Origin of the sequence: Nisaea acidiphila, from assembly GCF_024662015.1 — a bacterium.
GTDB lineage: Bacteria > Pseudomonadota > Alphaproteobacteria > Thalassobaculales > Thalassobaculaceae > Nisaea > Nisaea acidiphila.
In genome coordinates, this window is sequence record NZ_CP102480.1 from 2,647,971 (window position 1) to 2,674,035 (window position 26,065).

Sequence of the window (26,065 nt, forward strand, 5' to 3'; positions counted from 1 at the left end):
ATTGATCGTGAGGCCAATATGACGCAGGACGCGGCGAGGATAACGCTGGTGCTCGGCGGTGCCCGTTCGGGCAAGAGCCGCTATGCGGAGGGACTGTGCCGCGCCCATGGCGGAGAGCGAGTCTATGTCGCGACGGCGGAGGCGCGCGACGAGGAGATGCGGGTGCGGGTCCGGCAGCACAAGGCAGACCGGGCAGGAGACGGCTGGCGCACGATCGAGGAAACGCTGGATCTCGCCGGATTGCTGGAGCGGGAGGCGGCACCGGGCCGGGTGCTGCTGGTCGACTGTCTGACCCTTTGGCTGACCAACCATCTGCTCGGCGGTTCGGATATCGTCGGGGAGACCGATGCCCTGACAGATGCGGTGTCGGTCTTTCCCGGCCGCCTGGTTCTGGTCGCCAACGAGGTCGGGTTCGGGATCGTGCCGGAAAACAGGCTGGCGCGGGAGTTCCGCGATCACGCAGGACGGCTCAACCAGCGCATCGCTGCGGCGGCGGACGAAGTCACGCTCGTCGTCGCCGGTCTGCCGGTTGTCGTGAAGGGAAAGTAGGGAGAAGCGGGGCCGTCAGAAGAAGGTCCATTCGCCGGAGAGGCCCCGTACCCGGAGCACCGAGACAAGATAAATGGCGGCCAGCACCGCGATGATCGCGAAGGCCGTCATGTCCAAAGTCCCCTGCGAGACCACCTTGTAACCGAGCCACATGGCAAGGCACGGAGCTGCGATCCAGCTCGTGGTCCTGATCCAGAGAAGGTTCGCCTTTATGGCGTGCCTCCTGCGTGTGAAATATCGCCGTTTCATCAACATCCCTTTCAAGCGTAAATGAATGGGCTGGAAGACTAACTAAACGAAATGTGTTTACGTATTGTAAATTAAAATCGAAAAGTTCATACTCGGTGTTGGTGAGTCCCTTAGCCGATTCTCCTTGTGAGAACTCACTTCAAATTAACGGCCCGGTCGCCCTGACCGGGCCGCTTTTTGTCATCAGCAAGTATGCGGAATCATTGATCCTTTGTCAAGAAGGCCGCATTTTTCCTGTGGATTTAAATAAATTTGTATGGAAATTGACGGCTTTCTCGTGGCAGACGGGCCGGCGATAGTGGCCCCGAGAGAGAGACGTGAGAGGCATGGAAATGAGCGAAGACATCTTCGCAAGCGCGGGGGGCATTCTCTTTCTCGCCCTGATCCTCGATGCCCTTGTCGGCGATCCTCCCGCACTCTGGAAACGGGTGCCGCATCCCGTCGTGCTCTTCGGCAATGCCATCGGATGGGCGGAGACGCGCTGGAACGCCGGGACTGAGACGGATGAGGAGCGCCGCCGCAACGGCGTCATTCTTGCCGTCTGTCTGCTGGTGGCTGCCGCGGCGCTCGGCTGGCTGCTGCACCGCGCGGTCTCGTTCCTGGCCTATGGCTGGCTGCTGGAGGCCGCGATCGCTTCCGTCTTTCTCGCCCAGCGTAGCCTTTACGATCATGTCCGCGCGGTCGCCATCGGCTTCGGCGAGGACGGATTGCCGGGCGCGCGGCGGGCGGTCTCCTTGATCGTCGGCCGCGATCCGGAACAGCTTGACGAAGCCGGGGTCTGCCGGGCCGCGATCGAGACCGCGGCGGAGAATTTCTCCGACGGGGTCGTTGCGCCGGCCTTCTGGTACCTGCTGGCGGGGCTGCCGGGCCTGCTTGCCTACAAGGCGCTGAACACGGCCGACAGCATGATCGGGCACCGGAACGCGCGCTATATCGATTTCGGCCGGGCGGCGGCGCGGCTCGACGATTTTGCCAATCTCGTCCCGGCCCGGATCTCCGCCGGACTGTTCTGGGCCGCCGCGTTCGTTCTCCCGGACGCCGATCCCCGCGCTTCGTTCCGGGCGACATTCAGGGACGCGGGCAAGCACCGTTCGCCGAATGCCGGATGGCCGGAAGCGGCGACGGCCGGCGCCCTCGGTCTCCGCCTCGCGGGACCGCGCGTCTATGGCGGGGAGACGGTGGAGGATGCCTGGATGGGAAACGGCCGCGCGGCGGCGGCTCCGGCGGATATCCTGCGCGCCCTCTCGCTCTTCCGGCTGGCCTGCCTGGCGCTGCTGCTTGCCGTCGGGGGCTGTACCCTGCTGTCTCTCTGAGCGCGTCTCCGGACCGACATTCATGAGACCTCGGGGTTCGAAAATGTTCCGATTAACCTGCGGGCCTTGCCTCTATGGTCGTGCCGGACTACATCGCGCCGGCCCTTGCCCCGGGAGTTCCGATACTTGCCCAACGAGACGACCATGAACCGGCGGGTCTGGAAGCTGGCCTGGCCGGTCGTGCTCTCCAACCTCACCATCCCGTTCGTCGGTGCGGTCGACACGGCGGTGGTCGGCCATCTGGACGCGGCCTTCTATATTGGCGGGGTCGCGCTCGGCACGCTGCTCTTCGACTATATCTATTGGGGGTTCGGGTTTCTTCGCATGGGAACGACCGGGTTCGTCGCCCAGGCCAAGGGCGCGGGCGACGGCACGGAAGTGATCGCTTCCCTCGGGCGGGCGCTGATCCTTGGCCTTATCTTCGGAGGGAGCTGCATCCTGCTCTCGGCGCCGATCGAGGAGACTGCCTTCGCACTGCTTGAGGGAAGCGCGGAAGTGGAAGAGGCGGCGCGGACCTATTTCGCCATCCGGGTCTGGGCGGCGCCGGCTGCGCTCTGTAATTTCTCGCTCCTCGGCTGGCTCTTCGGGATGCAGGCGATGCGGGCGGGGCTGGTGCAGCAATTGCTGATCAATTCCGTCAATGTCGCCCTCAACCTCTATTTCGTGCTGGTTCTGGATTGGGGGATCGAGGGCGTCGCCCTGGCGACGGTGATCGCGCAATATGCTGGCCTCGCGGTCGGTGCCGCCATCGTCTGGCGTCTCGCTCCGCGCGATGCGCGGGTGCCGACGCTGCGCGAGCTGACGGATTTCCGCCGCCTGAAGGCCATCATGGCGGTCAACCGGGATATCTTTCTGCGCACCCTCGCAGTGCTGACCGCCGGCGCCTTCTTCATGAACGAGAGCGCGAAGCTCGGCGACACGGTGCTGGCGGCCAATGCCGTCTTCGGCGTCTTTAAGAGTTTCGCCGGTTACGGGCTCGACGGCTATGCGCATGCCGCAGAAGCGCTTGTCGGCGAGGCGATCGGCCGGCGCTCGCGCTCCCGGCTGCGCGAAGCGGTGATCGCGACGACGAAAGGGGCGGGCGTACTCGCGCTTCTGATCGCCGGGATTTTCTGGTTCGGCGGCGGGCTGATCGTCAACACCATCACCAGCATCGAAACCGTGCGCGAGACCGCGCGGGTCTACCTGCCCTGGGTCGCGGCCTTCCCGGTCCTCGCGGTCTGGTCCTTCCAGCTGGACGGTGTGTTCATCGGCGCGACCCGCGGGCAGGAGATGCGGAACAGCATGATCTTCTGCCTGGTACTGTTCGTCATTGCCGCGATTCCGCTGGTCGCCCAGTTCGGCAATCACGGGCTTTGGGCCGGCTACAGCCTCTTCCTGCTCGTCCGGGCCGTAACCCTGCTCGGATACTATCCCCGTCTGGAGCGCGGGCTCGCCGACTGATCAGAACTCGTGCCGGTCGATGACCATGGGCTCCTTGCGGGCATCCTCGACCCAGGCCTTTACCGCCTCGTGCTCCCATACCGCATCGGCATAGGCCGCGGCCTCGTCGGCGAGCTCCACGCCGAAGGTGCGGAAACGGGAGACGACCGGGGCGAACATCGCATCGGCTATGGTAAAGCGCCCAAAGAGATAGGGACCGGCGGCCGGATCGGTTACCCGCCGGCGATGGTTGCGCCAGATTGCTGTGACGCGGTTGATATCCTCCTGCACGCCGGGACCGCGGCCGAGCCCGGGAAAGCTGGAGCGGACGTTCATCGGCATGTTCTGGCGCAACGCCTGAAAACCGGAATGCATTTCAGCCGAGACCGAACGCGCCCGGGCACGGGCCATCGGATCGTCCGGCCAGAGCCCCGCATCGGGGTGTTTTTCGTTCAGATACTCGCCGATCGACAGGCTGTCCCAGACATTCAGCTCGCCGTCCTTCAGGACCGGAACCTTGCCCGAGGGCGAGTGCCGGAGGATCTCCTGCCGGGTGTTCGGGGTGTCGAGCGCGATCACCGTTTCCTCGAACGGAATGCCGGCGGCTTTCAGCATCAGCCACGGCCGCATCGACCAGGACGAGTAGTTCTTGTTTCCGATTATCAGGCTGTATTGCGCCATTCTGGTGTTCCCTCCGAACCCTGAGGGCATATTTGAACCGCCACGGCCTCCGTGCGCAACCTCTGTCTCTCCGCCGCTCTGCCCGCTATGCGGTGGCGCTTGAAGGGCTCCGGAGTGCGGGCTAGAAGAAAAGAGCCTTTTCCGTTCAGGAGCTTCCCATGCCGTTCCGCTTTGTCGCCAAGGCGACCCCGAAATCCATTCCGCTGACACCCGTGACCGCCGGATCTCTTGCCGGTTGGCTCAAAACCGCCGAGGCGCGGACCGCACGCTGGGTCAGGGATTCGGGTTTCAAGGCGGACGCGGGTACGGTCTGTCTGGTTCCGGACGCCGACGGCGGGCTGGAACGGGTGCTGTTCGGCGCCGGTGAAAGCGCGCAGCCGGGCGGCGGGCTCTGGGACCTGGCACCGCTTCCGCCGCTCCTGCCGAAAGGACGCTATTATCTCGACGCGGATCTCGCGCCGGAGGCCGCGACCCGCGCGGCGACCGGTTGGGCGCTCGCCCATTACCGGTTCGACAAGTTCAAGGAAAAGACCGTCTTCAAGGCCGAACTGGTCTGGCCTGAGGGGGCCGACCAGGCGGAAGTGACGCGGCTCGCCGAAGCGACGGGCCTCGCCCGCGACCTGATCAACCGGCCGGCCAACGATCTCGGCCCGGCCGAGCTTGCCGAGGCGGCGGCGGAGCTGGCGAAACGCTACAAGGCGAAGGTCGCCGTGACCGAGGGTGAGGCGCTGCTCGCCGAGAACTACCCGATGGTGCACGCGGTCGGACGGGCCGCGGACCGGGCGCCGCGCCTGATCGACATCCGCTGGGGCAAGAAGAACCACCCGAAGGTGACCATCGTCGGCAAGGGCGTGATCTTCGACAGCGGCGGGCTCGACCTGAAGCCGGCTTCCGCCATGCTGATGATGAAGAAGGACATGGGCGGTTCGGCGCAGGCCCTCGCGCTGGCGCAGCTTGTTATGGACGCCAAATTGCCGGTGCGCCTGCGCGTGCTGGTGCCGGCGGTGGAGAACGCGGTCTCGGGCAACGCCTTCCGGCCGATGGACATTCTTTCCTCGCGCAAGGGCCTGACCGTCGAAGTCGGCAATACGGATGCCGAGGGGCGCCTCGTGCTGGCCGACGCGCTGACCGAAGCCGACAGCGAGGCGCCGGAGATGATTCTCGATTTCTCCACCCTGACCGGCGCCGCCCGGGTCGCGCTCGGCACCGAGGTGCCGGCGCTGTTCGCGAATGACGACGCGCTGGCGGCCGACCTGCTGGAAGCGGGCGAGGAGGTCGAGGACCACCTCTGGCGGCTGCCCCTGCATCAGCCCTACAAGGCGATGCTGAAGAGCCCGAACGCGGATCTCTCCAGTACCGGGTCCGGCGGTTATGCGGGCGCGATCACCGCGGCCCTCTTCCTCGAGCATTTCGTTTCGCCCAAGACACGGTGGGCGCATGTCGATCTGATGGCGTGGAACCTGAAGGCGCGGCCGGGCCGTCCGGAAGGCGGGGAGGCCATGGGTGTCCGGGCTTTTTATAAAATGTTGCGTAAACGTTATGGTTAACGCGTTCCAGAATCGGACATTTGTTCCGGATCTGTGATTGCGCGGGGCCGCGCGGGCCTGTATAGTCAAATCGACTTCGAAACAAATGCAGCGCTGCCGGAACCGATATGGCCGTCGATTCGATTCAAGCCCTCAGCATCTGGCGCAAGGCCCTGGTGGAGAGCGTCCGGCGCGACACGCCGGATCTGACGGCACGTCAGCTTGCCGTGCTGCTGACCGTCTATATCGAGAGCCCGCCGCATACGGTACGGGGTCTGGCGGCGACGCTGAACGTGTCCAAGCCGGCCATCACCAGGGCGCTGGACCGGCTCGGCGAGTACGGCTTCGTGCGCCGCAAGGCGGATGAGAACGACCGCCGCAGCGTGCTGGTGCAGCGCACGGTCAAGGGTTCGGTGTTTCTGACCGAGTTCGGCGATCTCGTGGTCGGGGCCTCCAAGGGGACCCGCTTCGAGCAGTCCGACGCGGCCGACTGACCGCGCCCTTCTGCTTCCTCAATACCGCCTTAATACTGGGTCTTCGGATCGACGAGATTGTTCGGCGCCTCGCCGCGGAACACCTTGGTGATCGCGTCCGCCACCTGCTGGGCGCCGCTCAGCGGATTGGTCTGCGCCGAGACATGGGGCCAGAGATCGACTTTGGGATGTTCCCAGAAGGGGCTCTCCTCCGGCAGAGGTTCGGTGCGGAAGACATCAAGCGCGGCATAGGCGATATGCCCGCTGTCGAGGGCCGCCAGCAGATCCTCCTCGACCACATGTCCGCCGCGGCCCGAATTGATCACGAAGCTTCCCGCCGGCATCGCCGCCAGCGTCTCCGCGTTGATCACGCCTTCCGTTTCCGGCGTCAGCGGCAGAAGGCAGCAGAGGATCTCCGTCCGTTGCATGAACGGAATGAGCTGGTCCGCGCCGTGATAGCTCGTTACGCCTTCGATGATTTTTTCGCTCCGGCTCCAGCCAGCGGTGTCGAAGCCGAGCGCGGCGATCTTGGAAGCGGCATCGGCCCCCAGCGCACCGAGTCCGAGAATACCGACCTTGCGGCTCGCCGTGTCCGGCGCGGGCAGCGACTTCCAGGTCTTGGTCCGCCGCAGTTCCTCGTATTCCGGCGCCTGACGGTGGTAGCGCAGCACATGCAGCAGCACCCATTCGCTCATTGCCTGGGACATCCACGGGTCGACCAGCCGCATGATCTGCACGCCCTCGGGCAGCTCCGGATCGGCGAAGATATGATCGACGCCCTGACCGAGGGAGCAGACGCATTTCAGGTTAGGAAACTGCTTCAGCGAACCCGGCGGCATCTTCCAGCCCAGCACGAATTCGACATCCTCCGGATTGCCGACCTCCGGCCAGGCGCGGAAATCGAGATCGGGGATCAGCTCCTTCAGGGATTTCTCCCAACCGGTGGCGGTATCGCTCGAGGAGCGGAAAAAGACGGCGGGCATGGGACGCTCCGGAGATGTGTGGTCGAGGTGGGATCTTGGTCCTAGCATGGCATCGGCCGTCCCGGCCAGTGCGGGCAAACCGCGCGCCGTAATATGCCCGTCACGACTATCGTCTAGTGTGCGCGCCCTTTTCCCGAACCGGATCCAGGAGGTAGGCCGGAATGTTCGCGTGGTTCTCAGACAAGGTCGAAAAACATCGGAGCGGGATCGAAGGCACGGGCCTGCGGGCCGTGCGTGCGATCTCCGCGGGCGAGCTGCTGGTCATCAAGGGCGGCCATGTCTTCACGCGGGACCGCCGCGACGAACTGGCGAAGACGCTCGGTCCGTCCGAGATCCAGATCGACGATGGCCTCTTCATCGGCCCGGACCGGCCGGAGGACCGGGATGCTGGGATGATGTATCTGAACCATTCCTGCGATCCCAATGTTGGCATCGTCGGGCAAATCTCGTTCCATGCGATGCGCGACATCGCGGTCGGAGAGGAGCTTGCCTTCGACTACGCGACGGGCGACGACGACGATTGGAGCATGGAGTGCCGGTGCGGGGCGGAAAACTGCCGCGGGACCGTGACCGGAGAGGACTGGAAACGGCCCGAGCTTCAGGTGCGCTACGAAGGCTGGTTCTCCGCCTATCTCGCGCGGAAGATCGCGGCGCTGAAGGGTGGTTGAACCGCCACATTTACCCCGAACAAAAGTCGTCATCCCCGCTTTCGCGGGAATGACAACTGTTTTGGTTCGTGAGAAGGCGAGCGCGCTCGCTCAGGCCTTCGAAAGAATCTCGAGCGCGGCGTCGTGCACCCGCTTGTCCCCGGAGGCGAGGATACGGTTGGTCGACCCCGGGGCCGGGCGGTCTCCCTTCCAGTCGGTGACGATCCCGCCGGCGGCCTCGATCACCGGAACGATGGCGAGGAAATCGTAGTCCTGCAGGCCGGCCTCGACGCAGAGATCGACATGGCCGCTCGCAAGGGTCGCGAAATTGTGGCAGTCGCCGCCGAAGACCTGGTAGCGCGTTACGTCGCGGAGCGCGGCATAGGTTTCCTCGACACCGTCGAACATGCTCGGCGAGGTGGCGGCGAGGATGGCGTCCGACATGGCGGCACAGGACCGGACCGTCACCGGCGAGCCGTTCTTTCGCGTCATGAAGTCCGCGCCGCCGACGAAACGCTCGTCCAGCACCGGCATATCGATCACGCCGAGAACCGGCGATCCGTTCTCGACCAGGCCGATCAGCGTGCCGAAACGGGGGCTGCCGGTGATGAAGGCCTTGGTGCCGTCGATCGGGTCGAGCGACCAGACGAACTCCGCGTCGCCGCGCACCGTGCCGAATTCCTCGCCGGCGATGCCGTGCTCCGGATAGCGCTCCTCGATCAGGGCGCGCATGACCTTCTCGGCCGTGCGGTCGGCGATGGTGACCGGACTCTCGTCGGCCTTGGCCTCGATGCTGACGCCGAAATTATGATAGCGGCGGATCACGCCGCGCGCGGCATCGGCGAGGGAACAGGCGAAGGCTGCGAGTTCGGCGGTGGAGGGGCGGGTCATGTCTTCACTCCGGAATTGAAAAAGCCGGGCAGCGGGTGCCCGGCTTCGTCAGACAGTCTCGATCGATAGACGGGATCAGCCGCCGGAGGCCGCGTTGTAGGCGTCCTGGGCCGCCTGGATCTCTTCGGTCGTCGGCAGCGCCGCCGGGCTGTCGGCCAGCGAGCGCAGATAGGCGACCAGATCGGCGCGGTCGGAGGCTTTTTTGATGCCTGCGAAGTTCATCTTCGTGCCCGGCGCGTAGTCCTTCGGCTTTTTGAGGAACTTGTTCAGCGAGCTGTAGGTCCAGTTCGGCGTCTCGCCGGAGGACTTGATGGCATCGGAATAGGCGAAGCCGTCAATATGGCCCTTATCGGCATTCACGACGTTCCAGAGATTCGGGCCGACCTTGTTCGGGCCTCCCTTATCGAAGCTATGGCAAGCTGCGCATTTCTTCGCATCTTTCTGACCGGCGGCGACATCCGCTGTCGCCAGCAGTCCGAGAATCGGTTCGACCGGGGCCGGGCCGGAGGGCGCCGCGGCAGGTGCCGCGCCGTTGCCGCTCAATTCGATCGGATAGGCATTCTCTTCGAGGTCCGTCGGATGGACCAGCACGCCCGCGAACTTGCCGACGCCCATCAGAAGCAGGCCGCCACAGAGAACGCCCGCGGCGATCTTGTTGAATTCAAGAGAAGATGACATGCCGAACCCTCGTCCCGCCTTTGTTTCCCGCCGCTGCGGCGCCTCGTTGGACGTCGCGCGGACCAGCTTATCTCACATTCCGGCCGCAGTGCCAAAATCGGTGGCGACAGGCCGGGAACAGTTTCCTATAAGGTTCCGCCTCTTAAGACGCAAGTCCGGACATGGAGTTGCGTTCAAGAGGGGGAAGAGCGGCGCGCGACATTTCGCCGCGCCGCGGGCATGAAATCGTGTCCGGGAGGAAGGACCGCGATGGCGGCGAATGCGAAACCCAGCAACCCGATCGTGCTGATTCCGGCGCGCATGAAATCAGAGCGCCTGCCGGACAAACCGCTGGCGCCAATTGCCGGCGAGCCGATGATCGTGCACGTGATCCGCCGGGCCGAGGAGGCGAAGCTCGGCCGGGTCGCGGTCGCCTGCGCCGAACAGGAGATCGCCGACGCGGTGCGCGCGGCGGGCGGCGAGGCTGTGCTGACGGACCCGGGCCACCCCTCCGGCTCCGACCGGATCTGGGAAGCTTTGCTGAAGCTCGACCCCGAGGGCAAACACGATGCCATCGTCAACATCCAGGGCGACCTGCCGGTGCTCGATCCGGCGGTGCCGCGGGCGACGCTGGCTCTGCTCGACCGGGCGGAGGTGGATATCGGCGGCCCGGCCGCCCCGATCGTGGACGAGGACGACATCACCAATCCGAGCGTGACCAAGCCGGTCGTCGCCTGGGAAGCGGACGGCAGCCGGGGCCGCGCGCTTTATTTCAGCCGCGCCACGGTGCCTTACGGGCCGGGGCCGCTGTTTCATTTCATCGGTCTCTATGCCTATCGCCGCGCCGCGCTGGAGCGTTTCGTCGCCCTGCCGCCCTCGCCGCTGGAGCTGCGCGAGAAGCTGGAGCAGCTCCGCGCGCTGGAGGCCGGGATGCGGCTCGACGTGGCCCGCGTTGACACCGTTCCGCTCGGTGTCGATACTCCCGCGGACCTTGAGAAGGCCCGAAAAATCCTCGAAAAACAGTAAGTCCGAAAGTCAGTCCCGTGACCGAGCAGAAACAGAAGATCGCCTTCCAGGGCGAGCCAGGCGCAAACTCCCACATGGCCTGCCAGGCCGCCCGCCCCGACCTGGAGCCGCTGCCCTGTCAGAGCTTTGAGGACATGCTGGAAGCGGTGAAGACCGGCGAGGCGCTGCTGGCCATGGTCCCGGTCGAGAATTCCGTCGCCGGCCGGGTCGCCGACATCCACCACCTGCTGCCCGAATCCGGTCTCTACATCATCGGCGAGCATTACCAGCGCATCAACGCGATGCTGCTCGGCGTGCCGGGTGCGAAGATCTCCGACGTGAAGGAGATCCGCTCCCATGTCCATGCGCTCGCCCAGTCGCGCAAACTGATGGCCGAGCTCGGCGCCAAGCCGGTGCAGCATGCCGACACCGCCGGTGCCGCGCGCTTCATTGCGGAGCAGGGCGACAAGTCCATCGCCGCCATCGGCCCGCGTCTCGCGGCCGAACTCTACGGTCTCGACATCCTGCGCGAGAGCGTGGAGGACGCGGAGCACAACACAACGCGCTTCCTGATCATGGCCCGCGAGGGGATCATGCCGCCCGCCGATAACGGGCCGTGCGTGACCACCATCATCTTCCGCGTGCGCAGCGTGCCCGCCGCGCTCTACAAGGCGCTCGGCGGCTTCGCCACCAACGGCATTAACCTGACGAAGCTGGAATCCTATCTCGTCGACGGCAAGTTCACCGCCGCCCAGTTCTATGTCGACGCCGAGGGCCATCCGGAGGAGACGCCGCTGAAGCTGGCGCTCGAGGAGCTGCATTTCTTCTGCCCGAAAGGCGCGGTCCGCATCCTCGGCACCTATCCGGCGCACAAGTTCCGCATCGAACAGATCATCAACGGCCCCGTCGCCTGACCGGCGGCGCGACGCCAATTCAAGGGAGCCCATCCATGCCTTATGCCGTCATCGCCCGCGACAAGCCCGGCGCGCTCGAGGAGCGCGTGAAGCACCGCCCGGCCCATGTCGAGTATCTGAAGTCGAAGATGGACCTTATCCTCTGCGGCGGCGCCACCCTCGGCGGCGCGGACGAGAGCATGGACGGCAGCCTCTTGATCCTCGATACCGAGGACCGCGCGGTGGCCGAGGATTTCGCCAAGAACGACCCCTTCGCCCTGAACGGCGTGTTCGAGGCGGTGATCGTCACCCCGTGGCGGAAGACGATCTGGGACAAGGCGCTGCAGGGCTGACGCGAACCGCACGCCCCCCTCTTACCCTAACGGTCGTCATCCCCATTTGCATGGGGATGACGACCGGGTATGGGTTCGCGCCACGCGCTTATCCAATCCCAACCCCCTGTCGAAGCGATAGACGATCCCCCGCCGATCCCCGACACTGATCCCGCGCAAGGGCCGCGAAGACGGTCCCGCAAGGGAGGTACGGATGGCGAAGACAAGGATCGCGGTGGCCGGGGCCGGCCTGATCGGGCAGGAGCATTGCAAGCTGATCGCGGCCTCGGACGCGGCCGAGCTTGCCGGCATCGCCGACCCGGCGCCGGCGGCGCGGGGCTACGCGGCGAGCCTCGGCGTCCCGCATTTCGACGATCTCGAAACGATGCTGGACGAGACCGGGCCCGGCGGCGCGGTCGTCGCCCTGCCGACCGGCCTGCACCTGTCGGCGGGCCGCGCCTGCATCGCCCGTGATATTCCTTGCCTGATGGAGAAACCGGTCGCGGCGACCCTGAAGGAGGCGTTCGAGCTGGCAAGGGCGAGCGAGGCGGCGGGGATCCCCGTCCTTGTCGGCCATCACCGGCGCCACAGCGTCGATATCCGGTTGGCCCGCGAGACCGTCGCGAGCGGCGGGCTCGGCCGCATCGTGACGGTGAGCGGCATGTCCTGGGTCGACAAGCCGGACAAATATTTCGACGTCGCCTGGCGCCGGCAGGAGGGCGGCGGCACGCTCTTGATCAACCTGATCCACGATATCGACTGCCTGCGCTTCATCCTCGGCGAGATAAGCCGGGTCAGTGCCTTCACCTCGAATGCGGTGCGCGGCCTCGATGTCGAGGATACGGCGAGTGTCTCTTTCGAGTTCGAGAGCGGCGTGCTCGGCGGCTTCACCATCAGCGACGCGGTCGCCTCGCCCTATAGCTGGGAGCGGACCTCGGGCCAGGCGCTCTATTTCCCGCACCAGCCGGAAAACTACCTCTTCATCGGCGGCCGCGACGGCGCGCTCGAGGTGCCGACCATGGAACACTGGCATCACGGGGCCGGCGGCGGCGACTGGCAGAGCGAACTCTTCCGCGAGACCCTGCCGCTCGACGGCAGCCAGACCTACGAGAACCAGCTCGCGCATTTCCTGAAGGTGATCGACGGCGACGAGCCGCCGGTGATCGATGCCGAGGACGGCGCCCGCACGCTCGCCGTGCTGCTCGCTGTGAAGACGGCGGCAAGAGAGGGGCGCGTGGTCGAGGTCGCGGAGATGCTGGAGGGACTTTAGGGGAGTGAGCGATCGATTGAGGCGTATTTTACCATGGGCTCGCTTTCCTTCCCATTTCCACTGGTCGTCATTCCCGCGAAAGCGGGGACCCAGCGAGCATAGAGCCGAGCCCGTCTTCCCTGGGTCCCCATTTGCATGGGGATGACGACCTGGGTCTGGGGGGTAAGTGATTGCCCTCGTTCCCCCTCGAAAGTCGCCGTCCCGGACCCCGATCCGGGATCCACTCTCCGACGCGTCATTCCCGTCGCCAGTGGTTCCCGACCTCCGTCGGGATGACGGTCACAATGCGTGTCTCATCATTTCCTGCTCCCCGGGGTCCCACTGTCCGTTCGTTCGGTCCGGCGACGGAACCGACGGAGCCCGCGACCGGAGGTAGCGGAGCATGTCGGCCGCGCCGGCCGCCGACGCGCCCCTGAACCTCAGGCGCTGTTCGAACGTCGTCTCGATATTTTCCGGACTGGGTACGCGGTCGTCCATGGCGGGTGCTCCCGTTTCTGCGGCGAAGGAAAAAAACTTGTCTTTTGCAAGTAAAAATCAGATAGAACGACAACTTGCTTTTTGCAAGTGATTTTCCTAAATTGGGTCCATGGAAAACACGAACAAGCTCCGCACGAGCGGATGTCCGGTCGCCTTCGGTCTCGATATTTTCGGGGATCGCTGGAGCCTGCTGATCATCCGCGACATGATGCTGCACGGCAAGAAAACCTACGGGGATTTCCTCGAAGGGGGCGAGGGCATCTCCACCAACATCCTCGCCGCCCGCCTGAAGCAGTTCGAGGCCCAGGGGATCGTCGCGAAGTCACGCGACCCGGACAGCGGCCGCAGCTATCTCTACCACCTGACGGACAAGGGCCGCGATCTGGCGCCGATCCTGTTCGACATCATTCTCTGGAGCGGCAAATACGACGCGCGGCCTTTCGCCCGCAAGGGCGTGCTGAACAGACTGAAGGAGGACAGGCCGGGCATGGAGGCGAGGGTGCGGTCCGGTGAACTTGCGCCGATTCAGCCCGAACCGGTGAACGGGGCGGAGGACTGAGCCGAACCGAAGGAACGGGCCGCCGAGGGCGCGGAATTGAGTTGTGTGTCCCCTTAACTCGTCCCCTTAACTCCCAGTGATTGCTTCTTCCATCCCATTCCAATCTGTCGTCATTCCCGCAAACGCGGGGACCCAGGGAGCGTAGAGCGTCACCCGTCTTCCCTGGGTCCCCATTTGCATGGGGATGACGACATGAGTTTGGGGGAGTGAGATGTCCCCTCGTTTCACCCTCGAAAGTCGCCGTCCCGGACTCCGATCCGGGATCCATTCTCTGACGCGTCACTCCCGTCCCCAGTGGATCCCGACGTTCGTCGGGATTATGGGTGGAAAGTGCGGGAAATTAAGTGATGTGTCCCCTGAATTCGCTGAATTCGCGCTTGTTTCCCTCAAATCGGACTTTTGTATGGATGACGGTTGGTGCCGGCCGACGCGTCCTCCATAGTTCAGCCTTCGGCAATTGATGGAGGAGCCGCCGTGTCGAAAACAGGGGCGTCCGAAAGTGATGAGGAAAATGCAGCTCGGAAGTTTTTTGGGTGGGAGTGCTCTCGATTAAGGAAAGATTTTTTTTCATTCGGATGGCTTGGACCGATTGTGTTGGCGCTGGGGATCGCTGCGTTTGCCGTCGGACTTTCGTGCCCTAAATGGCAAGGCTCCATGGCGGGGAGCTGTGCTTTACTGGTCGTGATTGCAATGGCCTTCGACTACTTCTTTTTTCCAAAGCCGGGCGACGGGATCAAGGCGCCCAATCCGTGGCTGCGGATTCCAAGTGGAATTTTGGCGTCTGGGTCGGCAATTCTCTGGATACTTGACGGTTGGCCGTAGTGATATTTGGTCAAGCCAATTGCGCCGTGATTGGCTTGGATCGGCACGATGCTCCTCAAATCAGCTCCTGCTCCCGATCGTCCGTCTCCCCATACCGCTGCAGCGACGGCTTCTTCAGCCCCTCGTAGAGTTTCTCGATCCCGGCATTGATCTCGCGGTTGTTGCGCTCGAAGAGCGAGTTGCCTTGGAGGTCGCTCTCGACCAGCAGCGGGCCGAACTTTTCCACCTCCAGCACCCACATCGCCTGGGCGATGCCGAGTTCGTCGAGCCAGTGGGCCGCGCGAACCTGATTGATGCCGCGTCCCAAGAGCGCGCCGGTGCCGTAGCCGACGGTGGTGAGATAGACCGCGCCGGCGGGCACGAAGAGGGCCTTGTAATCCTCCTCCGACATACCGCCCTTGCCGACGATCAGCTTGGCGCCGGAGGCGGCGAACCAGTCCTTCATCCATCTCGAGAAGCGGAAGCTGGCGGTGGCGGTGACGGCGCTGACCTTCAGGCTGCCGTCCTCCTGCTGGGCCGCGGCGGGGGAGCAGTGGAAATTGACGTTGCCGATCTCCGCGAAGGGGGCGGGCGGCGTCTCGCCATTCTCGAGCATTCGTCTGTAGACGCCCTCGCGCGCCGTATAGATCAGGCCGTCGAGATAGACCACGTCGCCGAGTTCCAGCCCGGCCAGATCCGCGTCCGTGACCGGGGTCTTCAGGCGGACCGTTTTGCGCTCGCGGGCATTTCCCATGAGACACTCTCCCGTCGCATATAGGGGGTGAACCAGTTCGGGTCGGTGCGGAATTCCGTCCGGCCGTCGGCATGGAGGCGCACGGTGGCGCGGCGCGAGGAGAGGCAGAAGGCGTGCAGGCTCATCGGCATGCCGCCTGTATGGGTATAGCCGACCTCGATATGGCAATCGACCACCATGCTCTTGCCGACGAAGCCCATCGCGCCCATGCCGATGCTATTGCCGAGTTCCTGCAGCTCCAGCTCCAGCTCGGCGATCTTCGGGTCCGGGTTGCGGTCTCCGACGGTGCGCAGGCACGCGGCCTGCTTGCCGAGCACCATGCAGGTATCCTTGGAGCCGCCCAGCCCGACGCCGACGATCGCCGGCTGGCAGGCGAGGCCCCTTTTTCCGAAGGCGATCATGCCGTCGAGGAAGAAGCGCTTGATGCCGTCGATCCCGTCGCCGGGGAAGAGCATGCGGTAGTCGGTGCCGAAGAGCCCGCCCTTGTGCACCGTGGTGATGTCGACCCAGTCCGCGTCCGGCTCGAAGCTGTATTCGATCTCGGGCGCGTTGATGCCGACATTGTTGTTGTGATCGGTGCGCCAGAGCGGATGGACCCGGTTGGGGCGGAGCGGAATGTCGTGGGTGGCCCGCGCGGTGGCGCTGCGGAGCGCCTCCTCGAGGGCTATAAACCCGCCTTCCAGTTTGGCCTCGTTGCCCGCCTTCACGTAGTAGCGCGGCACGCCGGTATCGGCGCACATCGGCCGGCGGTCTTCCTTCGCCGCCTCGTAATTCTCCAGCATGGCCTCGAGCACGAAGGCGGAAAGGTCGCCATCCTCCGCCGAGGCCATCTGTTTGATGCCCGCGAGATAATCGTCGGGGATATCGATCCCGGCCTTGAACATGATCTCGTAGGCAGCCTGTTCGACTGCTTCTTTTGCGATCACCGGCGCTCCTCCCTTTAGACACGAGGCCTGGCTGGGGAGAAGCCTAGCTGCTTTCCGGAGAGTTGGGGAAGGGGAGATCCGGAAAAGGAGCCGTGTCGGGAGGGCGCCGGTGAACCTCGGAAACGGAGTGGGGCGTCAGGGTTTCGTGCTCACGATCTCCCAGACCTCGCCCGGGCGGAGGCACGCGGTGCCGGTCTGGACCTGCTCGGCTGGACCGACCGTCACGCTGCGCTGGAACTCGCGGCAATAGTCGCTCTTCGCGGGCAGCTTGCCCTGGCGGATCTTCCAGTCGCCGTCCGGCATCAGGCAGGCCGTGCCGTAAGCATCGACCTCCGCGCCGCCGACGCGGATGCGGTCCTGGTATTCCCGGCAATAGGGCGCTTCCTTGGCCACGGCCGGCGTGACAGGCGTGACCGGGATCACCGGCGCCGCTTTCGGCGCATGGCGGCTCAGCCTCTGCGGGCTCGGCGGCCCCTCGATCCAGAGGCAGCGGCCTGCATCCATGCGGAAATAGCCGAAACCGCCGTGATGGGGGTGCCGCATCATGTGGAACTCGGGATAGCTGGCGCAGAAGCCGGGCCTGAGGTCGAAGGCGGGCTCGGGGCTCTTGCCGTGCTGGGGCGGCTTGCCCGGCGGATGTCCCGGGCCGGAGGCGGCAAGCGCCTCGGCGGCCGCGACGGTGAGGAGCATCGCCGTCAGTCCGGCGGCGATGCGGAGAAGAAGGGTTCTGGCAGTGGCCATGGGTTCGGTCCCGTTCGATCGTTCTGATCCCTAGAACGGGCCCGGCGCCCGCGATCCGTCGCGCGGCGCTGTAAAGTTTTGTGAATGTGGCCTATTTGCCGTCCGGTTTCTTCAGCGCACGGCGGGTCAGGCGGTGCAGGAAGAACCAGAGCGCGACGACAAGCAACGGCAGCAGCGCCGCCGAGGCGACGGTCGTGTCGAGCTTGACCAGACCCGTCTTCACCATTCCGTCGAGCAGGTATTTCAGCAGGTTCACCGCGTAATAGCTGATCGCCACCACGGAGAGCCCCTCGACCGTGCGCTGGATCGCGAGCGACTGGGCGGCGCGGCGGTTCATGCTGTCGAGCAGGTCGCGGTTCTGCCGCTCGACCTTCACCTCGATCCCGGTGCGCAGCAGGCTGGAGAGGCGCGAGGCGCGTTTCGAGATCGCCTCCTGACGGCTCTGCACCGACCAGCAGGTGCGCAGCGCGGGATCGATCCGCCGCATCAGATAGTCGAAGAGATGGATATAGCCGTTGAAGCTGATCGCGCCGAGCTGGCGCAACCGGCTTTCGACGATCTCGAAATAGGCCGTGCTGGCGCGGTAGCGGTAGCTCGAATCCGCGATGATGGTCTCCAGCTCGGCGGAGAGCTGGGCCAGCGGGTCGAGCAGGCTCTCGTCGGAGCGTTCGGGATCGCCTTCGGCCAGCTCCGCGGCGATCTTGGCGAGCCCGCGCTCGATCCGTTCCAGCTTCGGGCTGGAAGCGCGGGCGATCGGCAGGGAGAGCAGGGAGAGGCGCCAGTAGGTCGCGAGCTCCAGCACGCGCTGCACGGTCTGCCCGAGCAGTTCGGGGCCGAGGTCGCCGGCGCGCAGATACATCCGGTCGAACCCGTCGTCATGGGTGCGCAGATCGCCGTAGATCTCGACCCGCTCCTTCTCCATGAGGTTGGCGAAGACCTCGTTGCCGTCGAACCAGCGCGAGAGCCGGCCCGTGTCGAGCGGCGCGTCGATACCGTCGGAGACCGCGAGATGGACCGCGACCAGGACCTCGCCGAACTTGGCTTCCTTCCAGTCCGCCGGCAGCAGGTTGAAGACGGTCTCCTCGAAGGGCGCATCGAAGGTCTCGGAGCGCAGGAAGGTGTAGGTCGAGAACTCGGTATGGCGTTCCCACTTGACGGTGAAGGGGCCGAGATTGGCGGTGAAATGCTTCATTTCGGAGGAGGGCTCGGGCTTGCCGTACTTGCGGCAGAGCGCGACCAGATCCTCGAAATCGCGCTCGCCGCCATGCTCGCCGGTGCCGAAGGCGAGGTGGCTTATGCGCAGGGGCGCTTTCGCCGGCCGGATCGGGCGGGCGTGCAGTTCCAGGGTCAGCTGATCCCGTTCGGGATGAAATTTCACGTCTCGTGCCCTCCGTCGGAGCAGGACCGGTCCCGATCTCCCTTACAGTTTCGCGGCGCGTTCCCCAATGAGGCACCTTGCCGCGCTCATCCGGTCGCGTCTATTCCGCCGGACTCATTCCGCTGCCGTGGGCGGCGCCCCCGCCTCGTCCTCGATCAGCGACTGGCCCGGCGCGACGACGGAGAAGTCGACCGGCACCATGTCCAGCGCCAGACCGGCCTCGCTCTGCGTCACGCGGGTGAAGCGCGTCTCCTCCAGCGATCCGGTCTCAGGGAAATCCTCGCGGTAATGCGCGCCGCGGCTGTCCTCGCGGCCGAGCGCCGCCGATGCGATGACCGTGCCGATATCGATCTGGCTTTCGAGGTTCATCCAGTCGTGCCAGGTGAGATTGAAGCTGCGGTCGCCGTCGGCGAGGCCGGTCTCGTGCAGTTCGGCGCGAAGATCGCCGAGCCCTGTCATCGCCTCCGCCAATCCGGTCCGGTCGCGCAGGATGCCGACCTTGTCCCACATCAGCCGCCAGAGCCGCTCGCGCAGGTCGGAAAGGTCGCCGCCGCCGGCCGCGAAGGGCCGCTCCGCGCGGTCGAGCCCTGACTCGATCACGTTCCGGTCCGCCTCCTTCCAGCTTGCACCCGCCTTCACGAAGGCCGCCATGCTCTCGCCCGCGATGCCGCCGAAGACGGTGGAGTTCGCGACCCCGTTGCCGCCGAGCCGGTTCGCGCCGTGCACGCCGCCGCAATCCTCGCCGGCGGCGAAGAGGCCGGGCAGGGCGGTGGCGCAATCCAGCTCGAACTCGACGCCGCCCATCATGTAATGCGCCGTCGGCACCACCTCGACGCGGCCGCCCGCGAGATCGAAGCCGCAATCGGCGCAGCGCTCGACCATGCCTTTGAAACGCTGGCGGACGCTGTCGGGCCCAAGATGCGCCATCTCGATATAAACCCCGCCGTTCGGCGTCGTATTTCCGTCCCGCATCTCGGCATAGATCGCGCGGCTGACGATGTCCCGGGTCGCCCGCTCGCCATGGGCATGGTAGCGGGTCATGAAGCGCTCGCCGTCGCCGTTGAGAAGATAGCCGCCGGCGCCGCGCAGCCCCTCCTCCAGAACCGTGCCGGTCATCCGCGTGTCGGTCCCGGCGAGGAGGCCCGTCGGGTGGAACTGCACCATCTCCATGTCGCGCAGCGGCAGGCCGCGGCGGAGTGCCATGCCCATGCCGTCGCAGGCCTTGTCGCCGGAGGGCGTGTGGTAGAGATACATGGTCGGCCCGCCGCCGCTCGCGAGCAGCACGGCCTTGGCCTCGACATAGCGGTAGCGGCCCGTGCGCATGTCGATCAGCAGCACGCCGGCGATGCCGCTGCCGTCGCGTGCCGGGACCAGCTCGATCGCCCGGTGCTCCTCCAGCTTGTTCACGCCGCGGGCCCAGACCTGTTCCATCAGCCGGTTGACGATCTCGATGCCGGTGAGGTCGCCCTTGTGCACGGTGCGGTCGAAGCTCTGCCCGGCGAAGGCCTTCTGGTGCAGCGAGCCGTCCGGATTGCGGTCGAAGAAGCAGCCGAGCTCGTTCTCCAGCTCGTGGATCCGTTCGACCGCCTTCTCCACCAGCTTCCAGGCGAGGTCCTGGCGCGGCAGCCACTTGCCGCCGACGATGGTGTCCATGAAGTGCCGCTCGACGCTGTCGCCGGGCGCGAGCGCGACGTTGTAGCCGCCCTGCACCATGCGGGTGCAGCCGCATTTGCCGATCAGCCCCTTCACCGCGATGGTGACGTCGAGCTCCGGATCGGCCTGCAGCGCGTGCAGGGCCGCCATCAGCCCGGCCCCGCCGGAGCCGATGATCAGGATGTCGGTGCGGAGGGTATCGATCTCGCGGCTCATGCGACCATGATCCAGAAGACAAGGCCGGCCAGCACGGAAGCGCCGGCGCCGAGGGAGATCAGCATTTTAAGCGGGTCGCGCCAGGGCAGGAACTCAAGCGCCAGAACGCGCAGCCCGAACCCGAGATGCAGGGTCAGCAGCATGACGAGGCCCCACTCGGCCACCTTCACCAGCGGCCGGTCGGTCCAGACGAGCATGCCGTCGAGCGCGTCGCCGCCCTCCAGCGCGAGACCGAGAACGAGGAAATGCGCCGGCAGGAAAAGAGCGAGGGCGAGGCCGGACAGCCGGTGCCCGAGCGCCGCCCACCAGCCGGGATGATTGCGCGAGGCCCGGATCATGCCGTCACCGCCCAGATGGCGCGGAGGCCGAGCGCGAGCAGCAGCAGGGCGAAACCGCCTGTCGCGAGATCGAGGGAGCGGCCGCGCCAGCGGGTCCATTCGCGGAGAATGTTGCGCAGCCCGATCGGCGCATGCAGCGATGCCGCAAGCACGAAGAGGCCGTAGAAGCCGGCCCAGAAGAGGTTGCCTTTCGTCCGGCCGAGGATCTCGCCCGCCGAGAGCCCGCCCTCGACGGCGTAGAGGATCAGGCCGAGATGCACCAGCACCAGCGGCGCCAGCAGCATGGCGCTTGCGCGCTGCAGCAAATAGAGCCGCGCCTCCAGCATCAGAGCTCTCCCCGCATGAGCGCGGCGAGCGTCATCCGCTTCAGCCCGGCGATCCCGGCGGTCGGGTTGATCCCGACCGGGCAATGCTCGACGCAGCTTCCGTGGCTGTGGCAGGAATGGCAGCCGCCGCTTTCCGAGACCGCGCGCAGCACCGAGGAGCTGTCCGCGTCGCGCTCGTCATTGGCGAGCGTCCAGGCCCGGTTGAGGGCGGCGGGCCCGAGATAGCTCTCGTCCCAGCTGACGACGTCGCAGGCGGCGTAGCAGACCGCGCAATTGATGCATTCGATCCCGGCATCGGCCGCGGTGCGGGCCGGGCTTTCCGGCGAAACCGGTGCCATCGGCTCGTGCCTTGTCCGGGTCGGTTCGTGCCGGCCGCGGGCGTCCTGCCACTTCTCGAAGAAGGGCGCCATGTCGGTCGCGAGATCCTTGATCTTCGGGAGATTGGCGAGCGGCTCGATGCGGAGTTTGCCGCTCTCGGCGACTTTCGCCACATGGGTCCGGCAGGTCCAGCGCGGCTTGCCGTTCACCTGCATAGCGCAGGAGCCGCACATCCCGACCCGGCAGGCGAAACGGTAGGCCAGCGCGGGCTCGGCGTTCCGCTGCACCCAGGTCACCACGTCCAGCACGGTCTGGCTTGCCTGGCGAGGCACGCGATAGGTCCGGAGCGCGCCGTCCTCGGCCCCGCGCCAGATCTCGACCTCCAGCATTTCCTCCGTATCGGCGGTGTCTTGCATGCCACCACTCCTTAGCTTTGGGATGGAGTGTGGCGCCTATTCGGAGTGGCGGAAAGGGGCGGGCGTGGAAAAAGTCCGGTTCGGCCCCGGCGCCTAGCTGTAGCGGCTTTGGCCCCAGAAACCGGGCCGGGTTTCCAGCAGATGCTGAAGGCCGGTGCGCTCCAGCGCCTTGGCGATGGCGGCGTCGGCCGCGTCCAGCACCGCGTCCTCGTCGAGGCTCAGCACCTTGCGGCCGCGCATCAGGATGCGGCCGTCGACGATGGTGGTGTCGATGTCGGCGGCGTTGGCGAAATAGATCGCCCGGTGCAGCGGCATGTTGGCCGGCACCAGATGTGGTTTCCTGAGGTCGAGCAGCACGATGTCGGCCTTCTTGCCGGTTTCGAGCGAGCCGATTTCCGTCTCCATGCCGATGGCCTTCGCGGCGTCGATGGTGACCATCTCCAGCGCCTTGCCGGGCGGCAGGATCTGATCGTCGCGGAAATGGCGGCGGTGGTAATGCATCGCCTGCTGCATGTGCCGGAACATGTCGCCGGAACGGTCCGGCGCCGGCGCGTCCGAGCCGATGGCCACGGTGACGCCGAGATCGATCAGTTCCGGCGTCGGACAGCGGCCGCGCACCGAGGCGATGGCAGAGGGATTATGGACGACGCTGGCGCCGCTCTCGCGGAGCGCCGCGATATCCGCTTCCGTCAGGTTCGTGCAGTGGGAAAGGTAGGCATCCGGTCCGAGGATGCCCTGTTCCCGGTGGGCATAGGCGATGCTGCCCTCGCGGTGGCCGTCCTGGGTGAAACGCAGCCCGAGCTCGCGCGAAAGGGCGCGCACCTGGCGGGCATCGTCCGTGACCTGCTCGGGCGTGACGCCGTCGGGAAGTGCCTGCTTTTCGTGGCTGACGGGATAGGTGAGGGCGACGGAGAGGCGCCCGTCGGCGCCGCCGTTCCATCTGTCGGCCAGCGCTCTGCTGACCTCAAGCTGACGCTCGAAGCCGATTTCCCGGTTCGTGCCGGTGTCCCAGTCCTTATAGATCCAGGGGAAGGGCGGACGGTTGCAGCCGACCGCGACGACGGCGCGGGTGCCGGCCGCGGAGATGGCCTCGCAATGGGCCGCGGCATGGCCCGGATGGTCGGTCCGGCTGATGCTGTCGCCGCCGCCGAGCATCGATACTCCCGTGGTGACGCCGGCTTTGATCCGCTCCAGCGCGAAGAGCGCGGCGTCCGCGCCCCAGAAATCAGCGTCTGAGCCGCGCGTGTAGATCTGCTTGCAGGCATCGAACCAGCCCTGGCTGTCGTCGCTCGCCAGCGTTTTCACCAGCGCATGGCCGGCATGGGCATGAGCGTCGATCAGGCCGGGCAGCACCAGCATGCCGGAGGCGTCGATCCGTTCCGCATCCTCCGGCGCATGCAAATCGGTGCCGATATCGGCAATGCGCCCATCGCGGATCAGGACGCTCGCGCCTTCCAGAACGCGGCGTTCCGCATCGAGTGTGACGACTATGCCGCCTTCGATCAAAAGTGGATGCATCAATGTCTTGCTGTGCGCAACCGGAAGTTAATTTACGAACGCGCCACTGCGGACGCCGTCGCCATTATGACCGGTGGGAATTCCAGAGCACAAAGAAAAGATCCTGGCCGAGAGGATGTTCCGGGCAGGCGGTTTCCGAGACCGGCTCGCGACGCCTTTCGTCCGAACCATCTGTTTTTTCGGAAAAGTGAAATTTTTCAAGCTCCTGCATGCCAAGACGTTGCAGGACGGAACCGCGGTTTCTGTTCTCGAAATCCGGTTCGTTGGACAAAATGTCTCTCCTTCTGTGAGATTCCCCCGTTACTGGGCAGAGCTATTTCCTCACCAAATCACGGGTTGAGTCAAGGAATGGCCCCTCCTTCGTGAACCGCCCCGTGCGACACCGGTGGTTGCGGCGCGGAGGCCTCTGCGCCTAGTCTCGCTCTCGGCTCATCTGAAGGGACTCCGCGCTCATGAAAACCATTGCCGATCTGATCGAGGACCGTTTCGGTCTGGAGACGGAGGCCGGCCGGGACATGCCGGCTGAAGGCGATCTCGCGAACATTCTCGGCCACCGGTCGCACCGCCGCTACAAGCCGGATCCGGTTCCGGAGAATCTGCTGGAAGTGCTGCTGTCCGCGGCTTTCTCGGCACCGGCGAAATCGGACCTGCAGCAATCCGGAATCCTGATCGTCCGCGACACGGAAAAGCGGAAGAAGATCGAGGCCCTGATGCCGGCCATGCCCTGGATCGCCGAGGCGCCGGTCTTCATGGTCTTTCTGGCCGACAACCGGCGGATCCGGCGGATCTCCGAGATGCGCGGAACGCCCTTCGCCAACGATCACCTGGACTCGGTTCTGAACGCGGCGGTCGATGCGGGTCTGGTCCTGATGAACTTCATCCGGGCCGCGGAATCCGTCGGGCTCGGATGTTGCCCGATCAGCGTGGTGCGCAATCACATCGAGACGGTCTCCGAGCTGCTCGAACTGCCGGAGCATGTCTTCCCGCTCTGCGGCTTCTGCCTCGGCTGGCCCGCCGGCGAAGGCCATATCAGCCTCCGCCTGCCGCCGAGGGTGATGGTGCATACTGATCGCTACGACGACAGCGGGCTGGAGGCGGAGGTCGCCGGATATGATGCGCGCCGCAGCGCGCGCTACCGGATCCCGGACGAAAAGCAGAGATTGGTCGATGAATACGGGCTGGCGCAAGATTACGGCTGGTCGGAGGACAAGGCGCGACAAGTTTCCAAGCCGGAGCGCATGCAATTGGCCAAATATTTACGCAGCCAAGGATTCAATCTTGAGTGAGCAAGCATTTCCGCTTTCGCGCATCCCGGAAAAAGGGCTGGCGTTGGATACGCGGATTTCCTAACGTTTTTCCCGTCGGGGATACCGCGCCGCGAGAAAAACAAAAAATGCGGTTCGGGCACGGGCCTGCGGTCTCCCTGGATGACAAGGGAGGAACTAGATGCATTTCGTGAAAACGGAACTGCGCGCCGCTGCCATTGCGGCCGCTCTGACAGCATCGCTCGGTCTCGCCGCGGCTCCGGCCGAAGCGAAGGTCGACGGTGACACGATCATCCTGGGTTCGGCGATCTCGCTGACCGGGAAGTACTCGACCAACGGCATTCACGCGCAGAACGGCTATGAGCTCGGCGTGAAGATGATCAACGACAATGGTGGCGTGACCGTCGGCGGCAAGAGCTACAAGTTCAAAGTCGTCTATTACGATGATGAGTCGACGCCGGCCCGCGGTGCCCAGCTCGCCGAGCGCCTGATCAATCAGGACGGCGTCAAATATATGCTTGGCCCGTACAGTTCCGGCCTGACCAAGGCGATCGCGCCGGTCACCGAGAAATACAAGATTCCGATGGTGGAAGCCGAAGGCGCCTCGCGTTCGCTCTTTACCCAGGGCTACCGCTACCTCTTCGCCGTGCTCTCGACCTCCGAGCAGTATCTCGCGAGCTCGATCGCGCTCGCGGCCGAGATCGCGGAGCAGAACGGCAAGAAAGCCTCCGACGTGAAAGTCGCGATGGCGTTTGAGAACGATCCGTTCTCGCTCGACGTGCGGGCCGGCGTGGTCGAAGACGCGGCGAAATACGACATGAAGATCGTGATCGACGACAAGCTGCCGCGCGATCTTTCTGACATGACCTCGACTCTGACCAAGGTCAAGGCGCTGAAGCCGGACCTGCTGGTCGTCTCCGGCCACTCCAAAGGGGCCGCCACCGCGGGTCGCCAGATCTCGGAGCTGAAAATCAGTACGCCGATGATCGCCATGACCCACTGCGAGGCGGCGAAGGTGGTCGAGAAATACGGCGCCGATGCAATGGAAGGTCTTCTCTGCCCCACCCAATGGGCCGAGACGCTCAGCTACAAGGACGACCTGTTCGGGACCGCTGCCGAGTACGACGCGCTCTTCAAGAAGACCTTCGAGGGCTACAAGACCGTGCCGTACCAGTCGGCACAGGCGACGGCCGCGGTCATGGTCTGGAAGGACGCGTTCGAGCGCGCCAACAGCTTCGATACCGAAGCGCTGCGGGACGCGATCGCGGATACGAACATGACGACCTTCTATGGCGGCATCAAGTTCTCGCCGGAAGGCAACAACATCGCCAAGCCGATGGTGCTGCGTCAGATCCAGGACGGCGAATACAAGGTGGTTGCCCCGGTGAAATGGGCCTCCTCCAAAGCGCGTCATCCGCGTCAGCCGAAATACTGATCGCCTAACCGAGAGGGGAACGGCGGAAGGGCTTCGCTCTTCTGCCGTTTCCT

29 protein-coding genes are annotated in these 26,065 nt (G+C 65.2%); 14 read left to right on the forward strand and 15 right to left on the reverse strand.

The genetic code is table 11. From position 1 onward, the window contains the following. Nucleotides 1-18 precede the first annotated feature (18 nt). Nucleotides 19-549: a bifunctional adenosylcobinamide kinase/adenosylcobinamide-phosphate guanylyltransferase gene (cobU, locus tag NUH88_RS12260; protein WP_257766697.1), complete on the forward strand. Its 531-nt coding sequence runs from the start codon at nt 19-21 to the stop codon at nt 547-549. 15 nt (nt 550-564) lie between these two features. Here cobU and NUH88_RS12265 read toward each other — a convergent pair whose 3' ends face one another. Continuing rightward, nucleotides 565-798: a hypothetical protein gene (locus NUH88_RS12265; RefSeq protein ID WP_257766698.1), complete on the reverse strand. Its 234-nt coding sequence runs from the start codon at nt 796-798 to the stop codon at nt 565-567. A 332-nt stretch (nt 799-1,130) separates the two neighbouring features. On the opposite strand from NUH88_RS12265, the gene cbiB reads away from it, so the two are divergent. Both cbiB and NUH88_RS12275 read left to right on the forward strand, forming a co-directional pair. Then, complete coding sequence (cbiB, locus tag NUH88_RS12270; RefSeq protein ID WP_257766699.1) at nt 1,131-2,111, forward strand: adenosylcobinamide-phosphate synthase CbiB; 981 nt, start codon at nt 1,131-1,133, stop codon at nt 2,109-2,111. A gap of 126 nt (nt 2,112-2,237) precedes the next feature. Beyond that, entirely contained in the window at nt 2,238-3,554 is a 1,317-nt protein-coding gene (locus NUH88_RS12275) for an MATE family efflux transporter (RefSeq protein ID WP_257766700.1), read from the forward strand. Here the strand turns inward: NUH88_RS12275 and NUH88_RS12280 are convergent, their stop codons facing one another. After that, nucleotides 3,555-4,214, reverse strand: a complete 660-nt coding sequence (locus NUH88_RS12280) for a glutathione S-transferase family protein (RefSeq protein WP_257766701.1) — start codon at nt 4,212-4,214, stop codon at nt 3,555-3,557. It abuts the gene before it with no gap. Nucleotides 4,215-4,372: 158 nt separating this feature from the next. Between NUH88_RS12280 and NUH88_RS12285 the strand changes: the two genes are divergently transcribed. Continuing rightward, on the forward strand, nt 4,373-5,761 hold the full coding sequence (locus NUH88_RS12285) for a leucyl aminopeptidase family protein (RefSeq protein ID WP_257766702.1): 1,389 nt from the start codon (nt 4,373-4,375) through the stop codon (nt 5,759-5,761). Between the two features lie 107 nt (nt 5,762-5,868). Next, complete coding sequence (locus NUH88_RS12290; protein ID WP_257766703.1) at nt 5,869-6,234, forward strand: MarR family transcriptional regulator; 366 nt, start codon at nt 5,869-5,871, stop codon at nt 6,232-6,234. 29 nt (nt 6,235-6,263) lie between these two features. Here NUH88_RS12290 and NUH88_RS12295 read toward each other — a convergent pair whose 3' ends face one another. Continuing rightward, nucleotides 6,264-7,196 (reverse strand): 2-hydroxyacid dehydrogenase, encoded by a 933-nt coding sequence (locus NUH88_RS12295; protein ID WP_257766704.1) that lies wholly within the window; start codon nt 7,194-7,196, stop codon nt 6,264-6,266. A gap of 161 nt (nt 7,197-7,357) precedes the next feature. Between NUH88_RS12295 and NUH88_RS12300 the strand changes: the two genes are divergently transcribed. Then, on the forward strand, nt 7,358-7,864 hold the full coding sequence (locus tag NUH88_RS12300) for an SET domain-containing protein (protein WP_257766705.1): 507 nt from the start codon (nt 7,358-7,360) through the stop codon (nt 7,862-7,864). Between the two features lie 90 nt (nt 7,865-7,954). Here NUH88_RS12300 and NUH88_RS12305 read toward each other — a convergent pair whose 3' ends face one another. Together NUH88_RS12305 and NUH88_RS12310 are read right to left on the reverse strand one after the other, a co-directional pair. Next, on the reverse strand, nt 7,955-8,734 hold the full coding sequence (locus NUH88_RS12305) for an inositol monophosphatase family protein (RefSeq protein WP_257766706.1): 780 nt from the start codon (nt 8,732-8,734) through the stop codon (nt 7,955-7,957). 75 nt (nt 8,735-8,809) lie between these two features. Then, the gene (locus NUH88_RS12310; RefSeq protein WP_257766707.1) at nt 8,810-9,412 is read right to left on the reverse strand and encodes a c-type cytochrome; all 603 of its coding nucleotides are present in this window, start codon (nt 9,410-9,412) and stop codon (nt 8,810-8,812) included. Nucleotides 9,413-9,661: 249 nt separating this feature from the next. Here NUH88_RS12310 and NUH88_RS12315 point away from each other — a divergent pair, with 249 nt between their 5' ends. The 6 genes from NUH88_RS12315 (at nt 9,662) to NUH88_RS12340 (ending at nt 14,749) form a co-directional block, all read left to right on the forward strand. Then, nucleotides 9,662-10,417 (forward strand): 3-deoxy-manno-octulosonate cytidylyltransferase, encoded by a 756-nt coding sequence (locus tag NUH88_RS12315; RefSeq protein WP_257766708.1) that lies wholly within the window; start codon nt 9,662-9,664, stop codon nt 10,415-10,417. 17 nt (nt 10,418-10,434) lie between these two features. Beyond that, entirely contained in the window at nt 10,435-11,310 is an 876-nt protein-coding gene (locus NUH88_RS12320) for a prephenate dehydratase (RefSeq protein ID WP_257766709.1), read from the forward strand. A 35-nt stretch (nt 11,311-11,345) separates the two neighbouring features. Next, nucleotides 11,346-11,642 (forward strand): YciI family protein, encoded by a 297-nt coding sequence (locus NUH88_RS12325; protein WP_257766710.1) that lies wholly within the window; start codon nt 11,346-11,348, stop codon nt 11,640-11,642. A gap of 193 nt (nt 11,643-11,835) precedes the next feature. Beyond that, nucleotides 11,836-12,891, forward strand: coding sequence for a Gfo/Idh/MocA family protein (locus NUH88_RS12330; protein ID WP_257766711.1), 1,056 nt, complete (start codon nt 11,836-11,838; stop codon nt 12,889-12,891). A gap of 586 nt (nt 12,892-13,477) precedes the next feature. Continuing rightward, complete coding sequence (locus NUH88_RS12335; protein WP_257766712.1) at nt 13,478-13,927, forward strand: winged helix-turn-helix transcriptional regulator; 450 nt, start codon at nt 13,478-13,480, stop codon at nt 13,925-13,927. 474 nt (nt 13,928-14,401) lie between these two features. Beyond that, on the forward strand, nt 14,402-14,749 hold the full coding sequence (locus NUH88_RS12340; protein ID WP_257766713.1) for a hypothetical protein: 348 nt from the start codon (nt 14,402-14,404) through the stop codon (nt 14,747-14,749). 55 nt (nt 14,750-14,804) lie between these two features. Here NUH88_RS12340 and NUH88_RS12345 read toward each other — a convergent pair whose 3' ends face one another. The 10 genes from NUH88_RS12345 to NUH88_RS12390 form a co-directional block, all read right to left on the reverse strand. Continuing rightward, the gene (locus tag NUH88_RS12345; RefSeq protein WP_257766714.1) at nt 14,805-15,482 is read right to left on the reverse strand and encodes a fumarate hydratase C-terminal domain-containing protein; all 678 of its coding nucleotides are present in this window, start codon (nt 15,480-15,482) and stop codon (nt 14,805-14,807) included. After that, nucleotides 15,446-16,408, reverse strand: coding sequence for a fumarate hydratase (locus NUH88_RS12350; RefSeq protein WP_257766715.1), 963 nt, complete (start codon nt 16,406-16,408; stop codon nt 15,446-15,448). Before NUH88_RS12350 ends, NUH88_RS12345 begins: the two co-directional genes overlap by 37 nt. A 135-nt stretch (nt 16,409-16,543) precedes the next feature. Then, on the reverse strand, nt 16,544-17,149 hold the full coding sequence (locus tag NUH88_RS12355) for a hypothetical protein (protein ID WP_257772318.1): 606 nt from the start codon (nt 17,147-17,149) through the stop codon (nt 16,544-16,546). A 91-nt stretch (nt 17,150-17,240) separates the two neighbouring features. After that, on the reverse strand, nt 17,241-18,527 hold the full coding sequence (locus NUH88_RS12360; protein WP_257766716.1) for a DUF3422 family protein: 1,287 nt from the start codon (nt 18,525-18,527) through the stop codon (nt 17,241-17,243). Nucleotides 18,528-18,641: 114 nt separating this feature from the next. Further along, on the reverse strand, nt 18,642-20,396 hold the full coding sequence (locus tag NUH88_RS12365; protein ID WP_257766717.1) for an L-aspartate oxidase: 1,755 nt from the start codon (nt 20,394-20,396) through the stop codon (nt 18,642-18,644). Beyond that, the gene (locus NUH88_RS12370) at nt 20,393-20,734 is read right to left on the reverse strand and encodes a succinate dehydrogenase/fumarate reductase transmembrane subunit (RefSeq protein WP_257766718.1); all 342 of its coding nucleotides are present in this window, start codon (nt 20,732-20,734) and stop codon (nt 20,393-20,395) included. Before NUH88_RS12370 ends, NUH88_RS12365 begins: the two co-directional genes overlap by 4 nt. After that, nucleotides 20,731-21,060, reverse strand: a complete 330-nt coding sequence (locus NUH88_RS12375; protein ID WP_257766719.1) for a succinate dehydrogenase — start codon at nt 21,058-21,060, stop codon at nt 20,731-20,733. The genes NUH88_RS12370 and NUH88_RS12375 overlap by 4 nt, the downstream gene beginning before the upstream one ends. Beyond that, a complete protein-coding gene (locus tag NUH88_RS12380; RefSeq protein WP_257766720.1) occupies nt 21,060-21,794 on the reverse strand; it encodes a succinate dehydrogenase/fumarate reductase iron-sulfur subunit in 735 nt (244 codons plus the stop codon). The genes NUH88_RS12375 and NUH88_RS12380 overlap by 1 nt, the downstream gene beginning before the upstream one ends. Before the next feature lie 93 nt (nt 21,795-21,887). Beyond that, a complete protein-coding gene (locus NUH88_RS12385; RefSeq protein WP_257766721.1) occupies nt 21,888-23,312 on the reverse strand; it encodes an amidohydrolase family protein in 1,425 nt (474 codons plus the stop codon). 64 nt (nt 23,313-23,376) lie between these two features. Then, nucleotides 23,377-23,583: a hypothetical protein gene (locus tag NUH88_RS12390; RefSeq protein WP_257766722.1), complete on the reverse strand. Its 207-nt coding sequence runs from the start codon at nt 23,581-23,583 to the stop codon at nt 23,377-23,379. Nucleotides 23,584-23,764: 181 nt separating this feature from the next. Here NUH88_RS12390 and NUH88_RS12395 point away from each other — a divergent pair, with 181 nt between their 5' ends. Together NUH88_RS12395 and NUH88_RS12400 are read left to right on the forward strand one after the other, a co-directional pair. Next, a complete protein-coding gene (locus NUH88_RS12395) occupies nt 23,765-24,598 on the forward strand; it encodes a nitroreductase family protein (protein ID WP_257766723.1) in 834 nt (277 codons plus the stop codon). 160 nt (nt 24,599-24,758) lie between these two features. After that, nucleotides 24,759-26,012, forward strand: coding sequence for an amino acid ABC transporter substrate-binding protein (locus NUH88_RS12400; RefSeq protein ID WP_257766724.1), 1,254 nt, complete (start codon nt 24,759-24,761; stop codon nt 26,010-26,012). The last annotated feature ends 53 nt before the right edge of the window (nt 26,013-26,065 follow it).